We start from the raw sequence: 18,458 nt of genomic DNA, 5'->3' as shown, positions 1-18,458 counted from the left end.
CTACCTGCCGAGTTCGTTGTCGAGGGCCGCGAAGAGGTCGTCGTCGGTGTCCAGATCGAGGGCCGCGACGGTGGACCCGTTGTCCACCATCCGCAGCAGCCGGCGCAGTCGCGCGGCGACCGTTTCCGCGGAGGCGGTGGCGATGACGGCCTCCAGATCGTCCAGTGCCTTCTGGACGGCGTCGGGCCGCTCGCCGATCAGCCGGCGCCGGAGGTACGCGGCGAGGGCTTCCGTGGTCGGGTGGTCGAAGACGAGCGTGCTGGGCAGCCTCAGCTCGGTGGCGGCGTTGAGCCGGTTGCGCAGCTCGACGGCGGTGAGCGAGTCGATGCCCAGGTCGAGCAGGCCACGCCGTACGTCGATGGTCCGCGGTGCCGGGTGGGCCAGCACGATGCCGACCTGCTCCCGGACGTAGGAGAGCAACAGCGCCTCCTGCTCCGCCCCGCCGAGTCCCGCGAGCCGTTGCGCCAGCGGGATCTCCGCCGGCGTGGTTCGCCGTCCGGCTCGGCGCCCGGTACGCACCAGGCCGCGGAACAGCTCGGGCAGCGCGTCCCCGAGCGAGCGCAGCGCGGCGAGGTCGAGCGCCACGGGCGAGAGCACCGGCCGGGAGTCCAGGCCCACAACCGTGTCGAGCACCGCGAGTGCCTGCTCGTCCGGCATCGGCAGCACCCCGTTGCGCATCAGCCGGGCCCGGTCGGCCTGCCCGAGGTCGTTCGCCATGCCGCGCTCCCACATGCCCCAGGCCAGGGACACCGCGGGCAGCCCGGCGCCGCGCCGGTGCTCGGCCAGCGCGTCGAGGAACGTGTTGCCCGCGGCGTAGTTGGCCTGTCCGGCGTTGCCGATCAGGCCGGCGACGGAGGAGAAGAGGACGAAGTCCGTCAGCGGGAGGCCGGCGGTCAGCTCGTGCAGGTTCCAGGCGGCTGCCACCTTGGGCCGCAGGACCCGGGCGAGGCTCTGCGGGCTCATCGCCTGCACGGTGGAGTCCTCGACGACGCCGGCCGCGTGCACCACCGCGGTGAGCGGGTGCTCGTCCGGGATCGAGGCGAGCAGCCCGGCCAGCGCGTCCCGGTCGGCAACGTCGCAGGCCGCGACCCGTACGTCGGCGCCGAGCGCGGTCAGCTCGGCCGCGAGGTCCTCCGCGCCGCCGTGCCGGCTGGTGAGCAGCAGCCGGCGAGCGCCGCGGCCGATCACCAGGTGCCGGGCGACCACGGCACCGAGCGCACCCGTGCCGCCGGTGATCAGCACCGTGCGCTCCGGGTCGAACCGGTGGTCGGACTCCGGGAGCCGTACCGGCTGCGGCACCTTCGCCAGCCTGGTGACGAATGCCTGGCCAGCGCGCAACTCCAGTGCTGACCGGGGATCGGCCAGAGCCGCCATGCGCAGTTCGTCGCTGGCCGGCAGGCCGTCGGTGATCACGTGTTGCAGGCGTCCCGGGTGTTCCGCCTCGGCCGCCCGGATGAGTCCGGACAGCGCGCTGTGTCCCAGTTCCCCGGTGCTGAGCACGGCGAGTCGCGCTCCGGGCGGTGTGCCGGCGCTGAGCCACTGTTGCAGCAGCGCCAGCACCTCGTCGGTGATTTGGGCCGTCTCCTGCGGGGTGGCCGGTCGTACCGGGAGGACGACCACGTCGGGAACGGCCGCACCGTTCGCCAGCAGCGCGGCGAGGTCGGGATGACACTCGGCGTCGAGCCCGAGGTCGTCCGGGCCGAGAACCGCGACGGTCGCGGCACGTGGGTCGGGAAGGTCCACCGCGGTTCGCTCGACCGCATACACGTACGGGTCGGCGTGGCCGGTCGGCAGTGCTCGTAGCGTGAGCGTCCCGACGGTGGCGGCGAGCCTTCCCGTGTCGTCGGCGATGCGAACCGCGACGGCACCGTCCGCGCCGGCCGAGAGCTTCACCCGCAACGTGCCGGGCCGGGCCCCCGGCAGCTGCACACCGCCGAAGGAGAAGGGCACCCGGATCTCCGCCCGATCCTCCAGGAGCAGCGCGTGCAGCGCGGCGTCGAACAGCGCCGGATGCAGGGTGAACCCGTCGGCGTCGACGGACGACCGCACCTCGGCGTAGAAGTCGTCACCCGATCGCCAGGCCGCCTGGAGTCCCTGGAAGGCCGGGCCGTACCCGTAGCCTCGGTCGGCGAGGCGGTCGTACAGATCCTCGATCGGCTGAGGTTCGGCGCCGGCCGGCGGCCAGGACGCCAGTTCGGGATCGGGGCCCGGGCTTTCAGCAACGGCGGCCACCACGCTTCCGGTGGCATGCCGGTTCCAGGCGTCGCCGTCCTGGTCCCCGCGGGAGTGGACGGCTACCGGCCTGCGCCCGGACGCGTCGAGGCTGCCGACGGTGAGCTGCAGCTTGAGCGCGCCTCTTTCGGGAAGGACCAGGGGTTCCTGCAGGATCAGCTCCTCCAGCCGCTCGCAGCCGACCTCGGCGCCCGCGTGCAGGGCGAGCTCCACCAGGGCCGTCGCCGGCACCAGCGTGATGCCGGCGACGGTGTGGTCCGCGAACCACGGGTGACTGCGGGCCGAGAGCCGGCCGGTGAACAGGACACCGTCGGAATCCGCGAGCGGCACTCCGGCTCCGAGCAGCGGGTGGCGCGCGGAGTCCAGTCCGGCCGAGGTGACGTCGCCGCCACCGGGCCCCTCCGAGAGCCAGTAGTGCCGGCGCTGGAACGGGTACGTCGGCAGGTCCGCGGTCCGGCCGGCGTCCTCGCCGAACAGGGCCCGCCACCGGACCGGAACGCCTCGTACGTAGGCATGGGCCACGGCGGTGACGACGGTGTGCGGCTCGGGGCGCCCGGCGCGCAGTACCGGGACCAGCAGTGCCGCCGCGTCGAGAAAATCCTGTCCCATGGCGCTGAGCACGCCGTCCGGGCCGAGTTCCAGGAACGTCCGTACGCCCTCGGCCTCCAGCGCGCGGGCCGCGTCCAGGAACCGGACCGGCTGGCGGACGTGGCGGACCCAGTACTCCGCCGTGGTCAGCTCCTCGGCGGCGACCGGCCTCCCGGTCAGGGCGGACACGATCGGGATCGTGGGCGGGGCGAACGCGAATTCCTTCACGACCGCGTGGAAGTCGTCCAGCATCGGGTCCATGTGCGGGGAATGGAAGGCGTGGCTGACCCGCAGCCGCTTGGTCTTCCGCCCTTGAGCGGTCAGTTCCGCTCCGACCGCCTCGACGGCGGCCGTGTCGCCCGAGACGACCACGGAGGTGGGTCCGTTGACGGCGGCGATACCCAGCTGGTCCTCCCGTCCGTCGAGCAGCCTCAGCACCTCCGTCTCGTCGGCCTCGACGGCGAGCATCGCGCCACCCCCGGGCAGGGCTCGCATCAGCCGGCCTCGGGCCGCGACCAGCTTCGCGGCGTCCGCCAGCGGGAGGACGCCGGCGACGTGCGCGGCCGCCAGCTCACCGACCGAGTGACCGCCGAGGAAGTCCGGCCGCATCCCCCAGCCTTCGAGGAGCCGATAGAGCGCCACTTCGGTGGCGAACAGGGCGGGCTGGGCGAAATCGGTCCGGTCCAGCAGCGCGGCGTCGTCACCCCAGAGAACGTCGAGCAGCGGCTTCTCCAGCCACCGGTCGAGCTCGGCGCAGGCGGCGTCCAGGGCTTCGGCGTAGCCGGGGTAGGCGGCATACAGCTCCTGGCCCATGCCGAGCCGCTGGCTGCCCTGACCGGTGAAGAGGAAGGCGGTACGGCCGGCCACCGGCGTACCACGCACGCTCAGCGCCGGGAGCCCGCCTACCGCTTCCGCGACGGTGGAGGCCACCACCACAGCGCGGTGCGGCAGCCCGGCGCGCCCGGTGACCAGCGTGCCGCCTGTCGAGGCCAGGTCCTCGTGCGCGGCGTCGGCGAGGACCGCGCCGATCCGATCGGCTTGCGCCAGCAGAGCAGCGTCGCTGTACGCGGACAACACCAGCGGCACGACCGGCATCGGCCTGGCCGGCGCGACCGGCTCCGCGGGCGGCGGCTGCTCGACGATGACGTGGGCGTTGGTGCCGCTGATGCCGAAGGAGGAAACGCCCGCCCGGCGCGGACGTCCGGACCCGGGCCATGGTGTCGCCGCGGTGAGCAGCTCCACCTGGCCGGCGGACCAGTCCACGTGCGGACTGGGCTCGTCGATGTGCAGGCTCTTCGGGACCATCCCGTACCGCATCGCCATGATCATCTTGATGACGCCGGCGACGCCGGACGCGGCCTGCGAGTGCCCGATGTTCGACTTCAGCGAGCCCATCAGGATCGGGGACGGGCGTTCCCGCCCGTACGTGGCGAGCACCGCCTGGGCCTCGATCGGGTCACCCAGGGTGGTGCCGGTGCCGTGGGCCTCCAGCACGTCGACGTCCGCCGCGACCAGACCCGCGTTGCTGAGCGCCCGACGAATCACCCTCTCCTGGGAGGGACCGTTGGGCGCGGTGAGACCGTTGCTCGCGCCGTCGTTGTTGACGGCGGTTCCCCGGACGAGGCCGAGGATCCGGCGGCCGTTCCGCTGGGCGTCGGAGAGCCGCTCCAGCAGCAGAACTCCCGCGCCCTCCGCCCACGCCGTCCCGTCCGCCCGCGCGGAGAAGGACTTGCACCGGCCGTCCGGGGCCAGTCCGCGCTGCCGGCTGAACTCGACGAAGAGCGTCGGCGCGGCCAGCACCGTCACGCCGCCGGCCAGCGCCAACCCGCACTCGCCGTTGCGCAGCGCCTGCGCGGCGAGGTGGATCGAGACCAGCGACGAGGAGCAGGCCGTGTCGACGGTGATCGCGGGTCCCTGCAGGCCGAACGTGTAGGCGACCCGGCCGGAGGCGACGCTGACCGTGCTGCCGACCGCCAGATAGCCCTCCAACGCGTCGGGAGCGTTCTTCAGGCGCGCGGCGTAGTCGTTGGCCATGACACCGGCGAACACCCCGGTCTGGCTGCCCTTGAGCGAGGTCGGGTCGATGCCGGCGCGCTCGAACGCTTCCCAGCAGATCTCCAGCAGCAGGCGCTGCTGCGGGTCGATGGCCGTGGCCTCGCGCGCGCTCACACCGAAGAGCTCGGGATCGAACCGCGCCGCGTCGTGCAGGAATCCGCCGTGCCGGGTGTACGAGGTGCCCACGTGATCCGGGTCCGCGTCGTACAGGCCGTCCAGGTCCCAGCCGCGGTCGTCCGGGAACGGCCCCACCGCGTCCCGCTCGTCGGACAGCAGCGTCCACAGTTCCTCCGGCGAGCTGACCTCCCCCGGGTAGCGGCATGCCATGGCCACGATCGCGATCGGCTCGTCCGCGGCGGCGGCGACCGGTGCGGCCACGATCACTCCGGCGGCCGGACCGAGGAGCTCCGCCCGGAGAAAGCGCGCCAGCTCGGCCGCGTCGGGGTAGTCGAACACCGACGTCGCGGGCAACTTCAGCCCTGACGCCGCATTCAACCGGTTGCGCAGCTCCACCGCCTTGAGCGAGTCGAAGCCCAGATCGCTGAAGGCCCGGTCCGCGGCGACCTGGTCGGCGCCGGTGTACGCCAGCACCGAGGCCACCGCCTCGCGAACCAGCTCCAGCAGGACGCGCTCCTGTTCCTGGGAGGGCAGGCCGGCCAGCCGCTCCTGGAGTGAGCTCGCGCCGGCCCGCGCGCCGGCCGCCGCGCGTCGCACCGGGCGCACCAGTCCGTGGAAGAGGGCGGCGAGCGTGCCGTCCTCGTTCCGTCCGCGCAGTCCGCTGTAGTCCAGCAGTGCCGGAACGAGTACGGGGCGACGGGTCGCCAGGGCGGTATCGAACAACGCCAGCCCTTGGTCGACGGTCATCGCGGCGATGCCGCTGCGGGACATGCGGGCCAGGTCGGCGTCGGTCAGGTGGGCGGTCATCCCGCTGTCGTCCGCCCACAGGCCCCAGGCGAGCGAGGTACCCGGCAGTCCCAGCGCCCGGCGGTGGAGCGCGAGGCCGTCCAGATAGGTGTTGGCCGCCGCGTAGTTGGCCTGTCCCGCGGTGCCGACCGTACCCGCCAGCGAGGAGAACAGGACGAACGCGTCCAGGTGCCGGTCGGCCGTGAGCTCGTGCAGGTGCCGGGCGGCATCGATCTTCGGACGCAGCACGGTGTCGAGCTGCCCGGGCGTCAGGGCCTGCAGCGTGCCGTCGTCGAGCACGCCGGCGGTGTGGAGCACCGCGGTGAGCGGATGCTCGGCGGGAATGCCCTGCAGCACCGCGGCGATTGCCGCGCGGTCGGCGACGTCGCAGGCGACCACGGATGCCTCGGCCCCGTGGGCGATGAGTTCGGCCTCCAGCTCCAGCATGCCCGCGGCCTCCCGGCCGCGTCGGCTCACCAGCAGCAGGTGCCGCACGCCGTGTTCGGCGACGAGGTGGCGGGCGAACAGCCGGCCCAGCGTGCCGGTCGCACCCGTGACGAGCACGGTGCCCTCGGGGTTCAGGGCCGGGGCGGTGTCGCGCGTCGCGGGCGACCGGACCAGACGCGGTACGAGCAGCGCTCCGTCCCGGAGGCTCACCTGCGCTTCCGGGACCGCCAGCGCCCGGCCCAGCTCGTCCGCCGAGAGGTTCCATGTGGTCACGTCGACCAGGCCGAACCGATCGGGGTGCTCGGACATCGCGGTGCGGACGAGGCCCCAGACGGGAGCCGAGCCGAGGCCGGCCTCCGTGCGGGCGGTGGTCGCATCGCGGGTCACCAAAACCAGGCGCGCGCCGGCGAAGCGCTCGTCCGCGAGCCATTCCTGCGCGAGCCGCAGGGCGCGGTGCACCACGGCCCGGGGACCGTCCTCCTCGGCGAAGGGGACGATGACGAGCTGCGGGGCTCCGACAATGCTGGAGAGGTCCGGGTAGGTCCCCGCCGGGGCCGGCAGGCCGTGGCCGAGCTCGTCGAGCACGGCCCATCGTGTGATCGGGGGGCCGTCGGGGGCGGCCGTCCACTCCACCTCGAGGAGCGGTGGGGCCGGAATGGTCGCGCCGGCCAGCTGCGCGGGGTCGGCCGAACGCAGGCCGAGCGACTTCACCGTCACGATCGGTACACCGGTCGCGTCGAAGAGGACCAAGGCAGTGCCCGAGCCGTCCGGCGTGAGCCGCACCCGCAGCACGCCGGCGTTCGCCGCGTGCAGCCGCACGCCCGTCCAGGCGAACGGCAGCACCAGCCCGCCGTCCCCGGCGAGCGCGAGGGGATGCAACGCGGCGTCGAGCAGGGCCGGGTGGATCCCGAACTCGCCCGGAGCGACGTCCGTCGGCAAGGCGACCTCGGCGAACATCTCCTTCCCGGCGCGCCACAACGCCCGCAGCCCCTGGAAGGTCGAGCCGTACTCGAATCCGCGCTCGGCCAGCGTGTCGTATGCGGCCGCCAGGTCCACCGGTTCGGCGCCGGCGGGAGGCCAGGCAGAGGCCTCCACCACGTCCGTACGGGTTTCCGCGCGGCCCAGCGTTCCGGTGGCGTGCGGGACCCACGGGCCGGACGGCGTGTCGACGGCCGTGGGCTCCGGCCGGGAGTGGATCGACAGGGCGCGCCGGCCCTGCTCGTCCGGAGCGTCGACCACGACCTGCAGTTGCACCGCGCCGCGGCCCGCGAGCACCAACGGTGCCTGCAGCGTCAGCTCATCGAGCTGGTCGAGACCCGCGTGGTCACCCGCCCGGATTGCGAGGTCCACGAAGGCAGTGCCGGGAAGGAGCACGGTACCCGCCACGGCGTGGTCCGCCAGCCACGGTTGCCCGGTCAAGGAGATCCGTCCGCTCAGGACCAGCTTGTCCTCGTCGGCCAGCCGGAGCACCGCACCGATGAGTGGGTGGCGTTCGGCGGCCAGGCCGAGGCCGCCCGCGTCCCCGGCGAGCGGCGGGCGGTCGAGCCAGCGGCGCTCCCGCTGGAACGGGTACGTGGGCAGGTCGACCGGGCCGCCCGGGCGGCCGGTCGCGGCCGGCCAGTCGACCGCCACGCCGTTGACGTGCGCCTCCGCGACCGAGGCCAGGAAGCGGTCCCGTCCGCCGTCGTCGCGCCGCAGCGATCCGACGACGACAGCGCCGCCGACGCCGGCCTCGTCGGCTGTGTCGGCGAGGGCCGAGGTGAGCACCGGGTGGGCACTGACCTCGATGAAGACGCGATGCCCGTCGGCGAGCAGGGCACGGGTGGCCTCCTGCAGCTGGACGGTCCGGCGCAGGTTGCGGAACCAGTACGCGCCGTCGAGCTCCGCACCGTCGAGCTGTTGCCCGGTGACCGTGGAGAAGAACCTGATGTCGCCCGTACGCGGCGTGACGCCGGCCAACAGCTCCCGCAGCTCGTCCGCGAGCGCGTCGACGTGGGCGGAGTGCGAGGCGTAGTCGACCGGAACGGTGCGGGCGCGGTAGCCCTCGATCTCACTTCGCGCGACGAGCTCGGCCAGCGCCTGTGGGTCGCCGGAGACGACCGTACTCCTGGGGCCGTTGTGTGCGGCGACGTCGATCGCGCCGTCCCAGCGGGCGATGAGCGCGCGAACCTCGTCGGCCGGAAGAGCCACCGACACCATCGCGCCAGTACCGGCCAGCTTCACGATCGCGCGGCTGCGCAGCGCGACGGTCTTCGCCGCGTCCTCGAGCGACAACACACCCGCGACCACGGCCGCCGCAATCTCACCCTGCGAGTGACCGACCACAGCGTCCGGTTCGATGCCCACCGAACGCCACAGCGCCGCCAGCGAAACCATCACCGCCCACAGCGCGGGCTGCACCACATCCACCCGGTCGAAGCCGGGCGCACCCGCCACGCCGCGCAGCACCTCCGGCAGCGACCAGTCCGTGAACGGCGCCAGCGCCTGCGCACACTCCGCCAGCCGCGCGGCGAACACCGGGGAGGATTCGGAGAGCTCGAGCGCCATGCCCGGCCACTGCGAACCCTGACCGGGGAAGACGAACACCGTCTTGCCGGCTCCGGAGGCCATGCCCCGCACCAGATTCGTCGCGAAACCACCGGCGGCCAGCGCCTCCAGACCCGCCAGCAACTCGTCGCGGTCCGCACCGGAAACCGCCGCCCGGTACGGAAGGTGCGGAACCCGCGTCGCGAGGGCCGAAGCTACCGCCTCCGCCTGCGCGTCCGGCGATGCCAGCAGTCCACGGATCTGCTCCGCCCGGGCCGCCAGCGCCGCCTCGCTCTTGGCGGACACCAGCATCGGGAGCCCTGCCACGACCGGCTCCCCGGCGACGGCCGGCTCCGGCCCCTGCTCCAGGACCACGTGCGCGTTCGTGCCGCTGATCCCGAACGACGACACCGAGGCGCGACGCGGACGGCCGAGCTCCGGCCACTGCCGCGTCCGCGTCAGCAGTTCCACCGTGCCCGCCGACCAGTCGACCTCGGGTGTCGGCTCGGCCGCGTGCAGCGTCGCCGGGAGCTCGCCGGCGCGCATCGCCATCAGCATCTTGATGATGCCCGCGACACCCGCGGCGGCCTGCGTGTGGCCGATGTTCGACTTGATGGAGCCGAGCCACAACGGCTGATCGCCGGACCGTTCCCGGCCGTACGTCGCCAGGAGTGCCTGCGCCTCAATCGGGTCACCCAGCCGGGTGCCGGTGCCGTGCGCCTCCACGGCGTCGACGTCGGAGGCCGCCAGCCCCGCGTTGGCGAGCGCCTGACGAATTACCCGCTGCTGGGACGGTCCGTTCGGGGCGGTGAGACCGTTGCTCGCACCGTCCTGGTTGACCGCCGAACCCCTGATCACGCCGAGGATGTCGTGTCCCAGCCGCCGGGCGTCCGACAGGCGCTCCAGCACCAGCACGCCCGCACCCTCGGCCCAGCCCGTGCCGTCCGCCGCCCCCGAGAACGCCTTGCACCGGCCGTCCGGCGACAACCCCCGCTGCCGGGAGAACTCGATGAACGTGTTCGGCGTCGACATCACGGTCACGCCGCCGGCGAGCGCCATCGAGCACTCGCCCCGACGCAGCGCCTGAGCCGCCAGGTGCACCGCCACCAGCGACGAGGAGCAGGCCGTGTCCAGCGTCACCGCCGGCCCTTCCAAGCCGAACGTGTAGGCCACCCGGCCCGACAGCACGCTCCCGATCGTGCCCGTCAGTAGATGCCCCTCGAACCCCTCCGGAGCACTCCCCAACCGCGATCCGTAGTCGTTGTACATCACGCCCGCGTACACGCCGGTCGAGGAGCCGCGCAGCGAGGCCGGATCAATGCCTCCCCGTTCCAGCGCCTCCCAGACGACCTCGAGCAGCACGCGCTGCTGCGGATCTGTCGCCACCGCCTCACGCGGGCTCATGCCGAAGAACTCCGCGTCGAAATCCGCGGCGTCGTACAGGAATCCGCCCCTGCGCGTGTACGACTTGCCGACCTTTTCCGGGTCCGGGTCGAAGAGCTCCTCCACGTCCCAGCCGCGGTCCGCCGGGAACTCGTCGATCGCGTCCCGGCCCTCGACCACCAGCCGCCACAGATCCTCCGGCGAACCGACGCCGCCCGGATAGCGACATCCCATGCCGACCACGGCGATCGGCTCGTCCGACCCGAGGTCATGGGCGACCACCGACGCGACGACGGCCGCTCCGGACGCCTCGAGCTGATCCAGCAGGAAGTCCGCCACCGCCTGGGGCGACGGGCAGTCGAAGACCAGCGTGGTTGGCAGCCGCAGTCCCGTCAGCTCGTTGAGCCGGTTGCGAAACTCGACACCGGTCAGCGAATCGAAGCCGGCATCCTTGAACGCCCTGCCCGCGGCGACCTCGACGCCGGGCCGGTAACCGAGGACAAGAGCAACGGCCTCCCGTACGGTCTCGAGCACTGCCTGTGCCCGGTCATCCGTAGGAAGCTGGACCAGCCGCCGGGCCCAGGATGAACCGGTCCCGGGGTCGGCACCCGCCGCTTGCCGGCGGCGCCCTCGGACCAGGCCGCTGAACAGGGCGGGGATCCCGGTCCACCCGGCCAGGTCCAGTTCGGCCGGCACCAGCAGCGGCTCCGGCGATGCCAGCGCGGCGTCGAACAGCGCCATGCCCCGTTCCGGTCCCAGCGGGACGATGCCGCTCCGCTTCCACCGCGCGACGTCCGCCTCCCCGAGGCCGCCGGCCATGCCTTCATCGGTGTCCCACAGACCCCAGGCGAGGGAGGTGGCGGGCAGGTTCCGCGCCCGGCGGTACTGGGCGAGAGCGTCCAGGAACGTATTCGCGGACGCGTAATTCGCCTGACCGGGGTTGCCCACGAGACCGGCGATGGACGAAAAGACCACAAAGGACGACAACCTACGGTCGCAGGTGAGACGGTGCAGGTTCCAGGCCGCGTCCGCCTTCGGGCGCAGCACCCGTTCCAGGTGACCGGCTGTCAGCGACCCTATCGTCGCGTCGTCCAGCACACCCGCCGTGTGCACCACGGCGGTCAGCGGACGCTCGGCCGTCGCCTCGTCCAGCAGGCCGGCCAGCGCATCGAGATCCGACACGTCACACGCGGCCACCGAAGCCCGCGCGCCCAGCTCCGCCAATTCCGCCACGAACTGCCCGGCACCCGGAGTCTCACCGCCGCGGCGGCCCACCAGCAGCAGGTGCCGCGCGCCGTGATGCGAGACCAACCGCCGTGCCACCAGGCGACCCAGCGTGCCCAGGCCACCGGTCACCAGGACCGTACCCTCCGGATCCAGGCCCGCCGGGCCGGCCGTCGCACCCGTCGCCCGGGCCAGCCTCGGCACGAACAGCTCACCGCTACGCACCGCGGCCTCGGGCTCACCCGACGCCAGCACCGCCGGCAGCAGCCGCATCCCGTCCTCGTCCAGGTGAGCCAGGACCAGCCGGCCCGGGTGCTCGGACTGGGCGGTACGGATCAGACCCACGAACGCGGCCGTGTGCAGCGCGCCGTCCGGCAGCGCGACGACCAGGCGGCTCTCGGCGAACTGCGGCGCGGTCAACCACTCCTGCACCATCTCCAGACCGCGCACCGCCACCGCGTGGGTCCGCGGAAGGACATCGGCCTCGTCTTCCCGATCGCCGATCACGATGAACTCCGGCGCCGGAAGGCCGGCGTCGACGGCGGCACGAAGCGCGCCGAGGTCGGCGTAGGGCGCCGCACCCACTCGGATCCACCGCTGCTCGGCGACCGGCTCGACCGTAGGTACGGGCGTCCAGGCCAGGCGGTACAGGGATTCGACGGCCGGGCCGGCCGGTACGAGTTGATCCCGGCCGATCGGCAGCAGGGACACCGCCCCGATCGCCGCCACCGGCGCGCCGGCCCCGTCCGCGACGACGAGGCACGCGGTGTCCGGGCCGGTGTGGTTCCAGCGGACCCGGAGCACGGTGGCGCCGACCGCGTGCACAGCGAAGCCCGAGAACGAGAACGGCAGGCGGATGGTGCTGTCGTCCTGTTCCGCCTCGAGCACCAGGACGAGTGGGTGCAGGGCCGCGTCAAGCAGCGCGGGATGGACACCGAAGCGACCGGCCTCGGCGCGCAGCGGGCCGGGCAGCACGACCTCGGCGAAGAGGTCGTCCCCGGCGCGCCAGGCCGCGCGGAGGCCGGAGAAGGCCGGCCCGTACCTGTAGCCCAGGTCGTCGAGGCGGTCGTAGACGCCTTCCAGCGGGATGGCGACGCCGCCGGCCGGGGGCCACTGGTCCAGGGAGACCCCGGGCGCGGGGGCGAAGGACGTGAGCAGGCCGGCCGCGTGGGCGATCCACGGCTGATCGCCGGTCCTCGAGTACACCGTGAACCGGCGGTCGCCGCGCGCATCGGCCCGATCGACGGTCAGCCGGATCGAGACGGCGGCGGTTCCGGTCAGGGCGAGGGGTGTCTGAAGAGTGAGCTCCTCGACGGTGGCGTATCCGAGTTGCTCGGCGGCGTGGCCCGCCAGTTCCAGGAATGCCGTTCCCGGGACCAGGACCGTCCCGCCGATCGCGTGGTCGGCCAGCCACGGATGCGTCGGCAACGACAGCGACCCGGAGAACTGGACGCCGTCACCGTCCGGGTCTGCGATCACAGCGGCCAGGAAGGGATGGTCCACCGCCGTCAGGCCCAGGCCCGCCGCGTCACCGGGCCGCGGCGCGTCCAGCCAGAAGCGTTCACGCTGGAACGCGTACGTCGGCAGCTCCACCACGCCGGAACCGGGCAGTAAACCCGCCCAGTCCACGTTGGCACCGTGGGCGTGCACGGCACCCAGGGCGGCGAGGAGGGAACGCTTCTCGGCCCGATCCCTGCGCAGCACCGGAACTACGACGACGCCCTCGGTGTCGGCCAGGCATTCGCCCGCCAGACCCGACAACGTGGCATCCGGACCCAACTCCACGAACGCCGTGACACCCCGCCCAGCCAGCGTGGCGATCCCGTCGGCGAAACGGACCGCCGACCGGGCCTGCACGGCCCAGTACTCAGCGGTGAACTCCTCCACCACCTCGCCAGTGACATTCGAAACGACCGGGATCCGAGGAGCCGAATGGGTCAGAGTCCGGGCAACCGCGATCAACTCCCCCAACATCACGTCCAAATGCGCGGAATGGAAAGCATGACGCACCCTCAGTCGCGTCGCCCGCACACCCTCCGCCCGGGCCAGCTCCAAGACCTCAAGCACCGCCGCCTCATCACCCGAAACCACGGTGCTCTGAGGACTGTTGAACCCCGCAACACCCACACCCACACGACCCTCGAGCCACCCCGATACCCGTTCTTCGCCAGCGTGCAAGGCAACCATCGCCCCACCGGCGGCCACCCCCTCCATCAAACGAGCCCGCGCACACACCAAACGCGCCGCATCCTCAAGCGACAACACACCCGAAACATGAGCCGCGACCAACTCACCCACCGAATGACCCACCAAATAGTCCGGGACCACCCCGTAATGAACCAGCAAACGGAACAGAGCCACCTCCACCGCGAACAACGCCGGCTGCGTAAACAGCGTCCGCTCCAACAGATCCGGCTCGCCCTCGATCACCTCGGCAAGAGAACGGTCCAGATAAACGTCCAACGCCCCAACAACCTCATCGAACGCAGCCGCGAACACCGGCTCCACCGCATACAACTCCCGGCCCATACCCACACGCTGACTACCCTGCCCAGAAAACAGGAACGCCACCGAACCCGCCGAGACCAACGCCCCCGGGCCCACCCCCCGCAGAGCATCCACCAACTCCTCACGCGTCTCCCCCACCACCACCGCACGATGACCGAAACGAGCACGCGACACCGCCAGCGAACGACCCACAGCCACAACATCCAGCTCCGGCCACGCCTCCACCAACGCCACCAACCGACCCGCCTGCTCCACGAGAGCAGCCCCCGACTTACCCGACACCACCCACGGCACCGGACCCGTCAACTCCTCCACCGCCGCCGGCTCGGTCTCCGCGCTCTGCTCGACGATGAGGTGAGCGTTGGTGCCGCTGATGCCGAAGGACGAGATAGCCGCCCGGCGCGGCCGGCCGAGCTCCGGCCACGGCCGGGCCCGCGTCAGCAGCTCGACCGTGCCGGCCGACCAGTCGACCTCGGGGGTCGGCTCGTCCACGTGCAGGGTCGCCGGGAGAATGCCGTTACGCAGCGCCAGGACCATCTTGATCACGCCCGCGACGCCCGCCGCGGCCTGCGTGTGACCGATGTTCGACTTCAGCGAGCCGAGCCGGAGCGGCTCCTCGCGAGCCTGGCCGTACGTGGCCAGCAGCGCCTGCGCTTCGATCGGATCGCCGAGCCGAGTTCCCGTACCGTGCGCCTCCACCACGTCCACCTCGGACGCCGACAAGCGGGCATTGGCCAGCGCGGCGTGAATGACCCGCTCCTGCGACGGGCCGTTCGGCGCGGTCAGGCCATTGCTCGCACCGTCCTGGTTCACCGCGGAACCCCGAACCACCGCCAGCACCCGATGCCCGTTGCGCTGCGCGTCCGACAGCCGTTCGAGCACCAGCACCCCGACACCCTCGGCCCAGCCGGTGCCGTCCGCCGACGACGAGAACGCCCTGCACCGACCATCCGGCGACAACCCACGCTGCCGGGAGAACTCCACGAACATGCCGGGCGTCGCCATGACCGTCACGCCGCCGGCGAGCGCCATCGTGCACTCACCCTGACGCAGCGACTGAGCGGCGAGGTGCAAAGCGACCAGCGAGGACGAACACGCGGTGTCGACCGTCACCGCCGGCCCCTCCAACCCGAACGTGTAGGCCAGCCGGCCCGACGCGACGCTGGCGGTGTTACCCGTCAGCAGGTAGCCGTCGTGTCCGCCGGACGATTCGTGCAGGCGGGGCCCGTACTCCTGGGCAGTCGCGCCGACGTACACGCCGGTGCGGGTGCCGCGCAGCGCGGTCGGGTCGATCCCGGCCTGCTCGAAGGACTCCCACGCGGTCTCCAACAGCAACCGCTGCTGAGGATCCATCGCCGCCGCCTCGCGCGGGCTGATGCCGAAGAACTCGGCGTCGAACCGGTCCGCGTCGTACAGGAAACCGCCCTTGACGGCGTACGTCTTGCCGGGGTCATCCGGATCCGCGGCGGAGAGCCCATCGAGGTCCCAGCCGCGGTTGGCCGGGAATTCGTCGATCGCGTCGACCTCGCCGGTGACCAGACGCCACAGGTCCTCCGGGGAGGCGACTCCTCCCGGCAGCCGGCACGCCATTCCTACGATCGCGATCGGCTCGTCGAGGGCGACCGCCTCGTACACGTCCTGGTCCTGGTCCTCGTCGGCGAGGACGCTGCCGAGATGGTTGGCGAGGACGGCCGGGGTCGGATAGTTGAAGAGCAGGCCGGAGGGCAGCGCGAGCCCGGTGGCCGTGTTCAGCGCGTTCCGGAGCTCGACGGCCGCGAGGGAGTCGAAGCCCAGGTCCTTGAAGGTGGTGTCGACGTCCACGGCGCGCACGGACCCGTGACCGAGCACGGCTGCCACGTGCGTACGCACCAGCTCCAGCTCATCGCCTCGCCCTGCCGCGACGGCGCGGACCCGGACCGCCGGCTCGATCGCCGGACCTCCCAGCCAGAAGCGTCGGCGTTGGAAGGCGTACGTGGGCAGGTCCACCAAGCCCGAACCCGGCAGCAACCGCTCCCACCGCACCCCCACGCCGTGCACATGCACCGCGGACAAGGCCGCCAACAGCGAACGCTTCTCCGGGCGCCCGCGACGCAGCACCGGAACCACGACGACGCCCTCGGTGTCGGCCAGGCATTCGCCCGCCAGACCCGACAACGTGGCATCCGGACCCAACTCCACGAACGCCGTGACACCTCGCCCAGCCAGCGTGGCGATCCCGTCGGCGAAACGGACCGCCGACCGGGCCTGCACGGCCCAGTACTCAGCGGTGAACTCCTCCACCACCTCGCCAGTGACATTCGAAACGACCGGGATCCGAGGAGCCGAATGGGTCAGAGTCCGGGCAACCGCGATCAGCTCCGCCAACATCACGTCCAAATGCGCGGAATGGAAAGCATGACGCACCCTCAGTCGCGTCGCCCGCACGCCCTCCGCCCGGGCCAGCTCCAAGACCTCAAGCACCGCCGCCTCATCACCCGAAACCACGGTGCTCTGAGGACTGTTGAACCCCGCAACACCCACACCCACACGACCCTCGAGCCACCCCGATACCCGTTCTTCGCCAGCGTGCAAGGCAGCCATCGCCCCACCGGCGGCCACCCCCTCCATCAAACGAGCCCGCGCACACACCAAACGCGCCGCGTCCTCAAGCGACAACACACCCGAAACATGAGCCGCGACCAACTCACCCACCGAATGACCCACCAAATAGTCCGGGACCACCCCGTAATGAACCAGCAAACGGAACAGAGCCACCTCCACCGCGAACAACGCCGGCTGCGTAAACAGCGTCCGCTCCAACAGATCCGGCTCGCCCTCGATCACCTCGGCAAGAGAGCGGTCCAGATAAACGTCCAACGCCCCAACAACCTCATCGAACGCAGCCGCGAACACCGGCTCCACCGCATACAACTCACGGCCCATACCCACACGCTGACTACCCTGCCCAGAAAACAGGAACGCCACCGAACCCGCCGAGACCAACGCCCCCGGGCCCACCCCCCGCAGAGCATCCACCAACTCCTCACGGGTCTCCCCCACCACCACCGCACGATGACCGAAACGAGCACGCGACACCGCCAACGAACGACCCACAGCCACAACATCCAGCTCCGGCCACGCCTCCACCAACGCCACCAACCGACCCGCCTGCTCCACGAGAGCAGCCCCCGACTTACCCGACACCACCCACGGCACCGGACCCGTCAACACCTCCACCGCCGCCGGCTCGGTGCGCCGATCCGAGAGCACGACGTGACAGTTCGTGCCGCCCATGCCGAACGAGCTGACGCCGGCGTACAGCGGCTCGTCGGGTCGCGGCCACGGCTCGCGGCTCCGCTGCACGGCGAGCTTCAGCTCGCCGAACGGGATGTCGGGGTGGGGAGTCTCGAAGTTCAGGCTCGGGACGAGCTCGCGGTGGCGGATGCAGAGCGCCGCCTTCAGCAGGCCGACGATGCCGGCGGCACCCTCGAGGTGGCCGACGTTGGTCTTCACCGATCCGACCCGCAGCTCGGCCCCGTCCGCGCGGCCGTCGCCGAGCACCGCGCCCAGGGCCGACGCCTCGATCGGGTCGCCCAGCTTGGTGCCCGTTCCATGCAACTCGACGTACTGCACCTGCGCCGCGGAAATGCCGGCCCGCCCGTACGCCTGCCGCAGGACATCCTGCTGACCGGCCGGACTCGGTACGGTGAGGCCCTCGGTCGTCCCGTCGTTGTTCATCGCACTGCCGTGCAGCACGCAGTAGATCGGGTCGCCGTCCGCCACGGCGGCGTGCAGCGGCTTGAGCACCACGAACGCGCCGCCCTCGCCGCGTACGTAGCCGTTCGCCCGCGCGTCGAACGTGAAGCTGAGACCGTCCGGGGAGAGCGCGCCGAACCGCTCCGCGCCGATGGTGCTGTCCGGCACCAGGTTGAGGCTTACGCCGCCGGCGATGGCCATGGCGGACTCGCCGCGACGCAGGCTCTCGGCCGCCAGATGCACGGCGACCAGCGAGGAGGACTGGCCGGTGTCCACGGCCGCGCTCGGTCCGTGCAGACCCAGGGTGTACGAGATCCGGTTGGCGACTATGCCGCGGTTGAGACCGGTGAGGGTGTGGCGGGTGATGCCCTCGGTGCCGTGCCGTTGCGTGAGGGCGGCGTAGTCGTCGGCGATGACGCCGACGAAGACACCGGTCCGGCTGTCGGCGAGATCGGACGGGACGATCCTGGCGTCCTCCAGCGCCTCCCAGGCGAGCTCGAGCATCAGCCGCTGCTGCGGATCCATCGCCGACGCCTCGCGCGGACCGATGCCGAAGAAGCCCGCGTCGAAGCCGCTGACGTCCTCGAGATAACCACCCGGCCGGGCGGGTAGTTCCGGGCGGCCCGCCGGGGGCGTGCCGATCGCGCTGCGGCCCTCGCGCAGCAGCCGCCACAGCTGAGCGGGATTCTCCGCGTGCGGCAGCCGGCACGATATGCCGACAATGGCGATCGCCTCGGTCGATGTCGACGTGTCCGCCTGGAATTCAGCCATGGTCGAGCCGCCCTACCTGTTGGTTCGTACGATGCTTGAGCAGAGGCGTAGCGCCCGCGGCCGTACCGGCTGCTACGCCGGTCGTT

1 protein-coding gene is annotated in these 18,458 nt (G+C 72.0%); it reads right to left on the bottom strand.

The annotated features are described in order from the left end of the window. Window positions 1-18,372: a type I polyketide synthase gene (locus SNR22_RS08955; protein WP_320066036.1), complete on the bottom strand. Its 18,372-nt coding sequence runs from the start codon at window positions 18,370-18,372 to the stop codon at window positions 1-3. Window positions 18,373-18,458: the final 86 nt, after the last annotated feature.

It is taken from the genome of Micromonospora sp. RTGN7 (assembly GCF_033804645.1).
Classification (GTDB): Bacteria; Actinomycetota; Actinomycetes; order Mycobacteriales; family Micromonosporaceae; genus Micromonospora.
The sequence above is the reverse complement of the archived record's forward strand: the minus strand, read 5'-3'. Positions and strand labels throughout refer to the sequence as shown.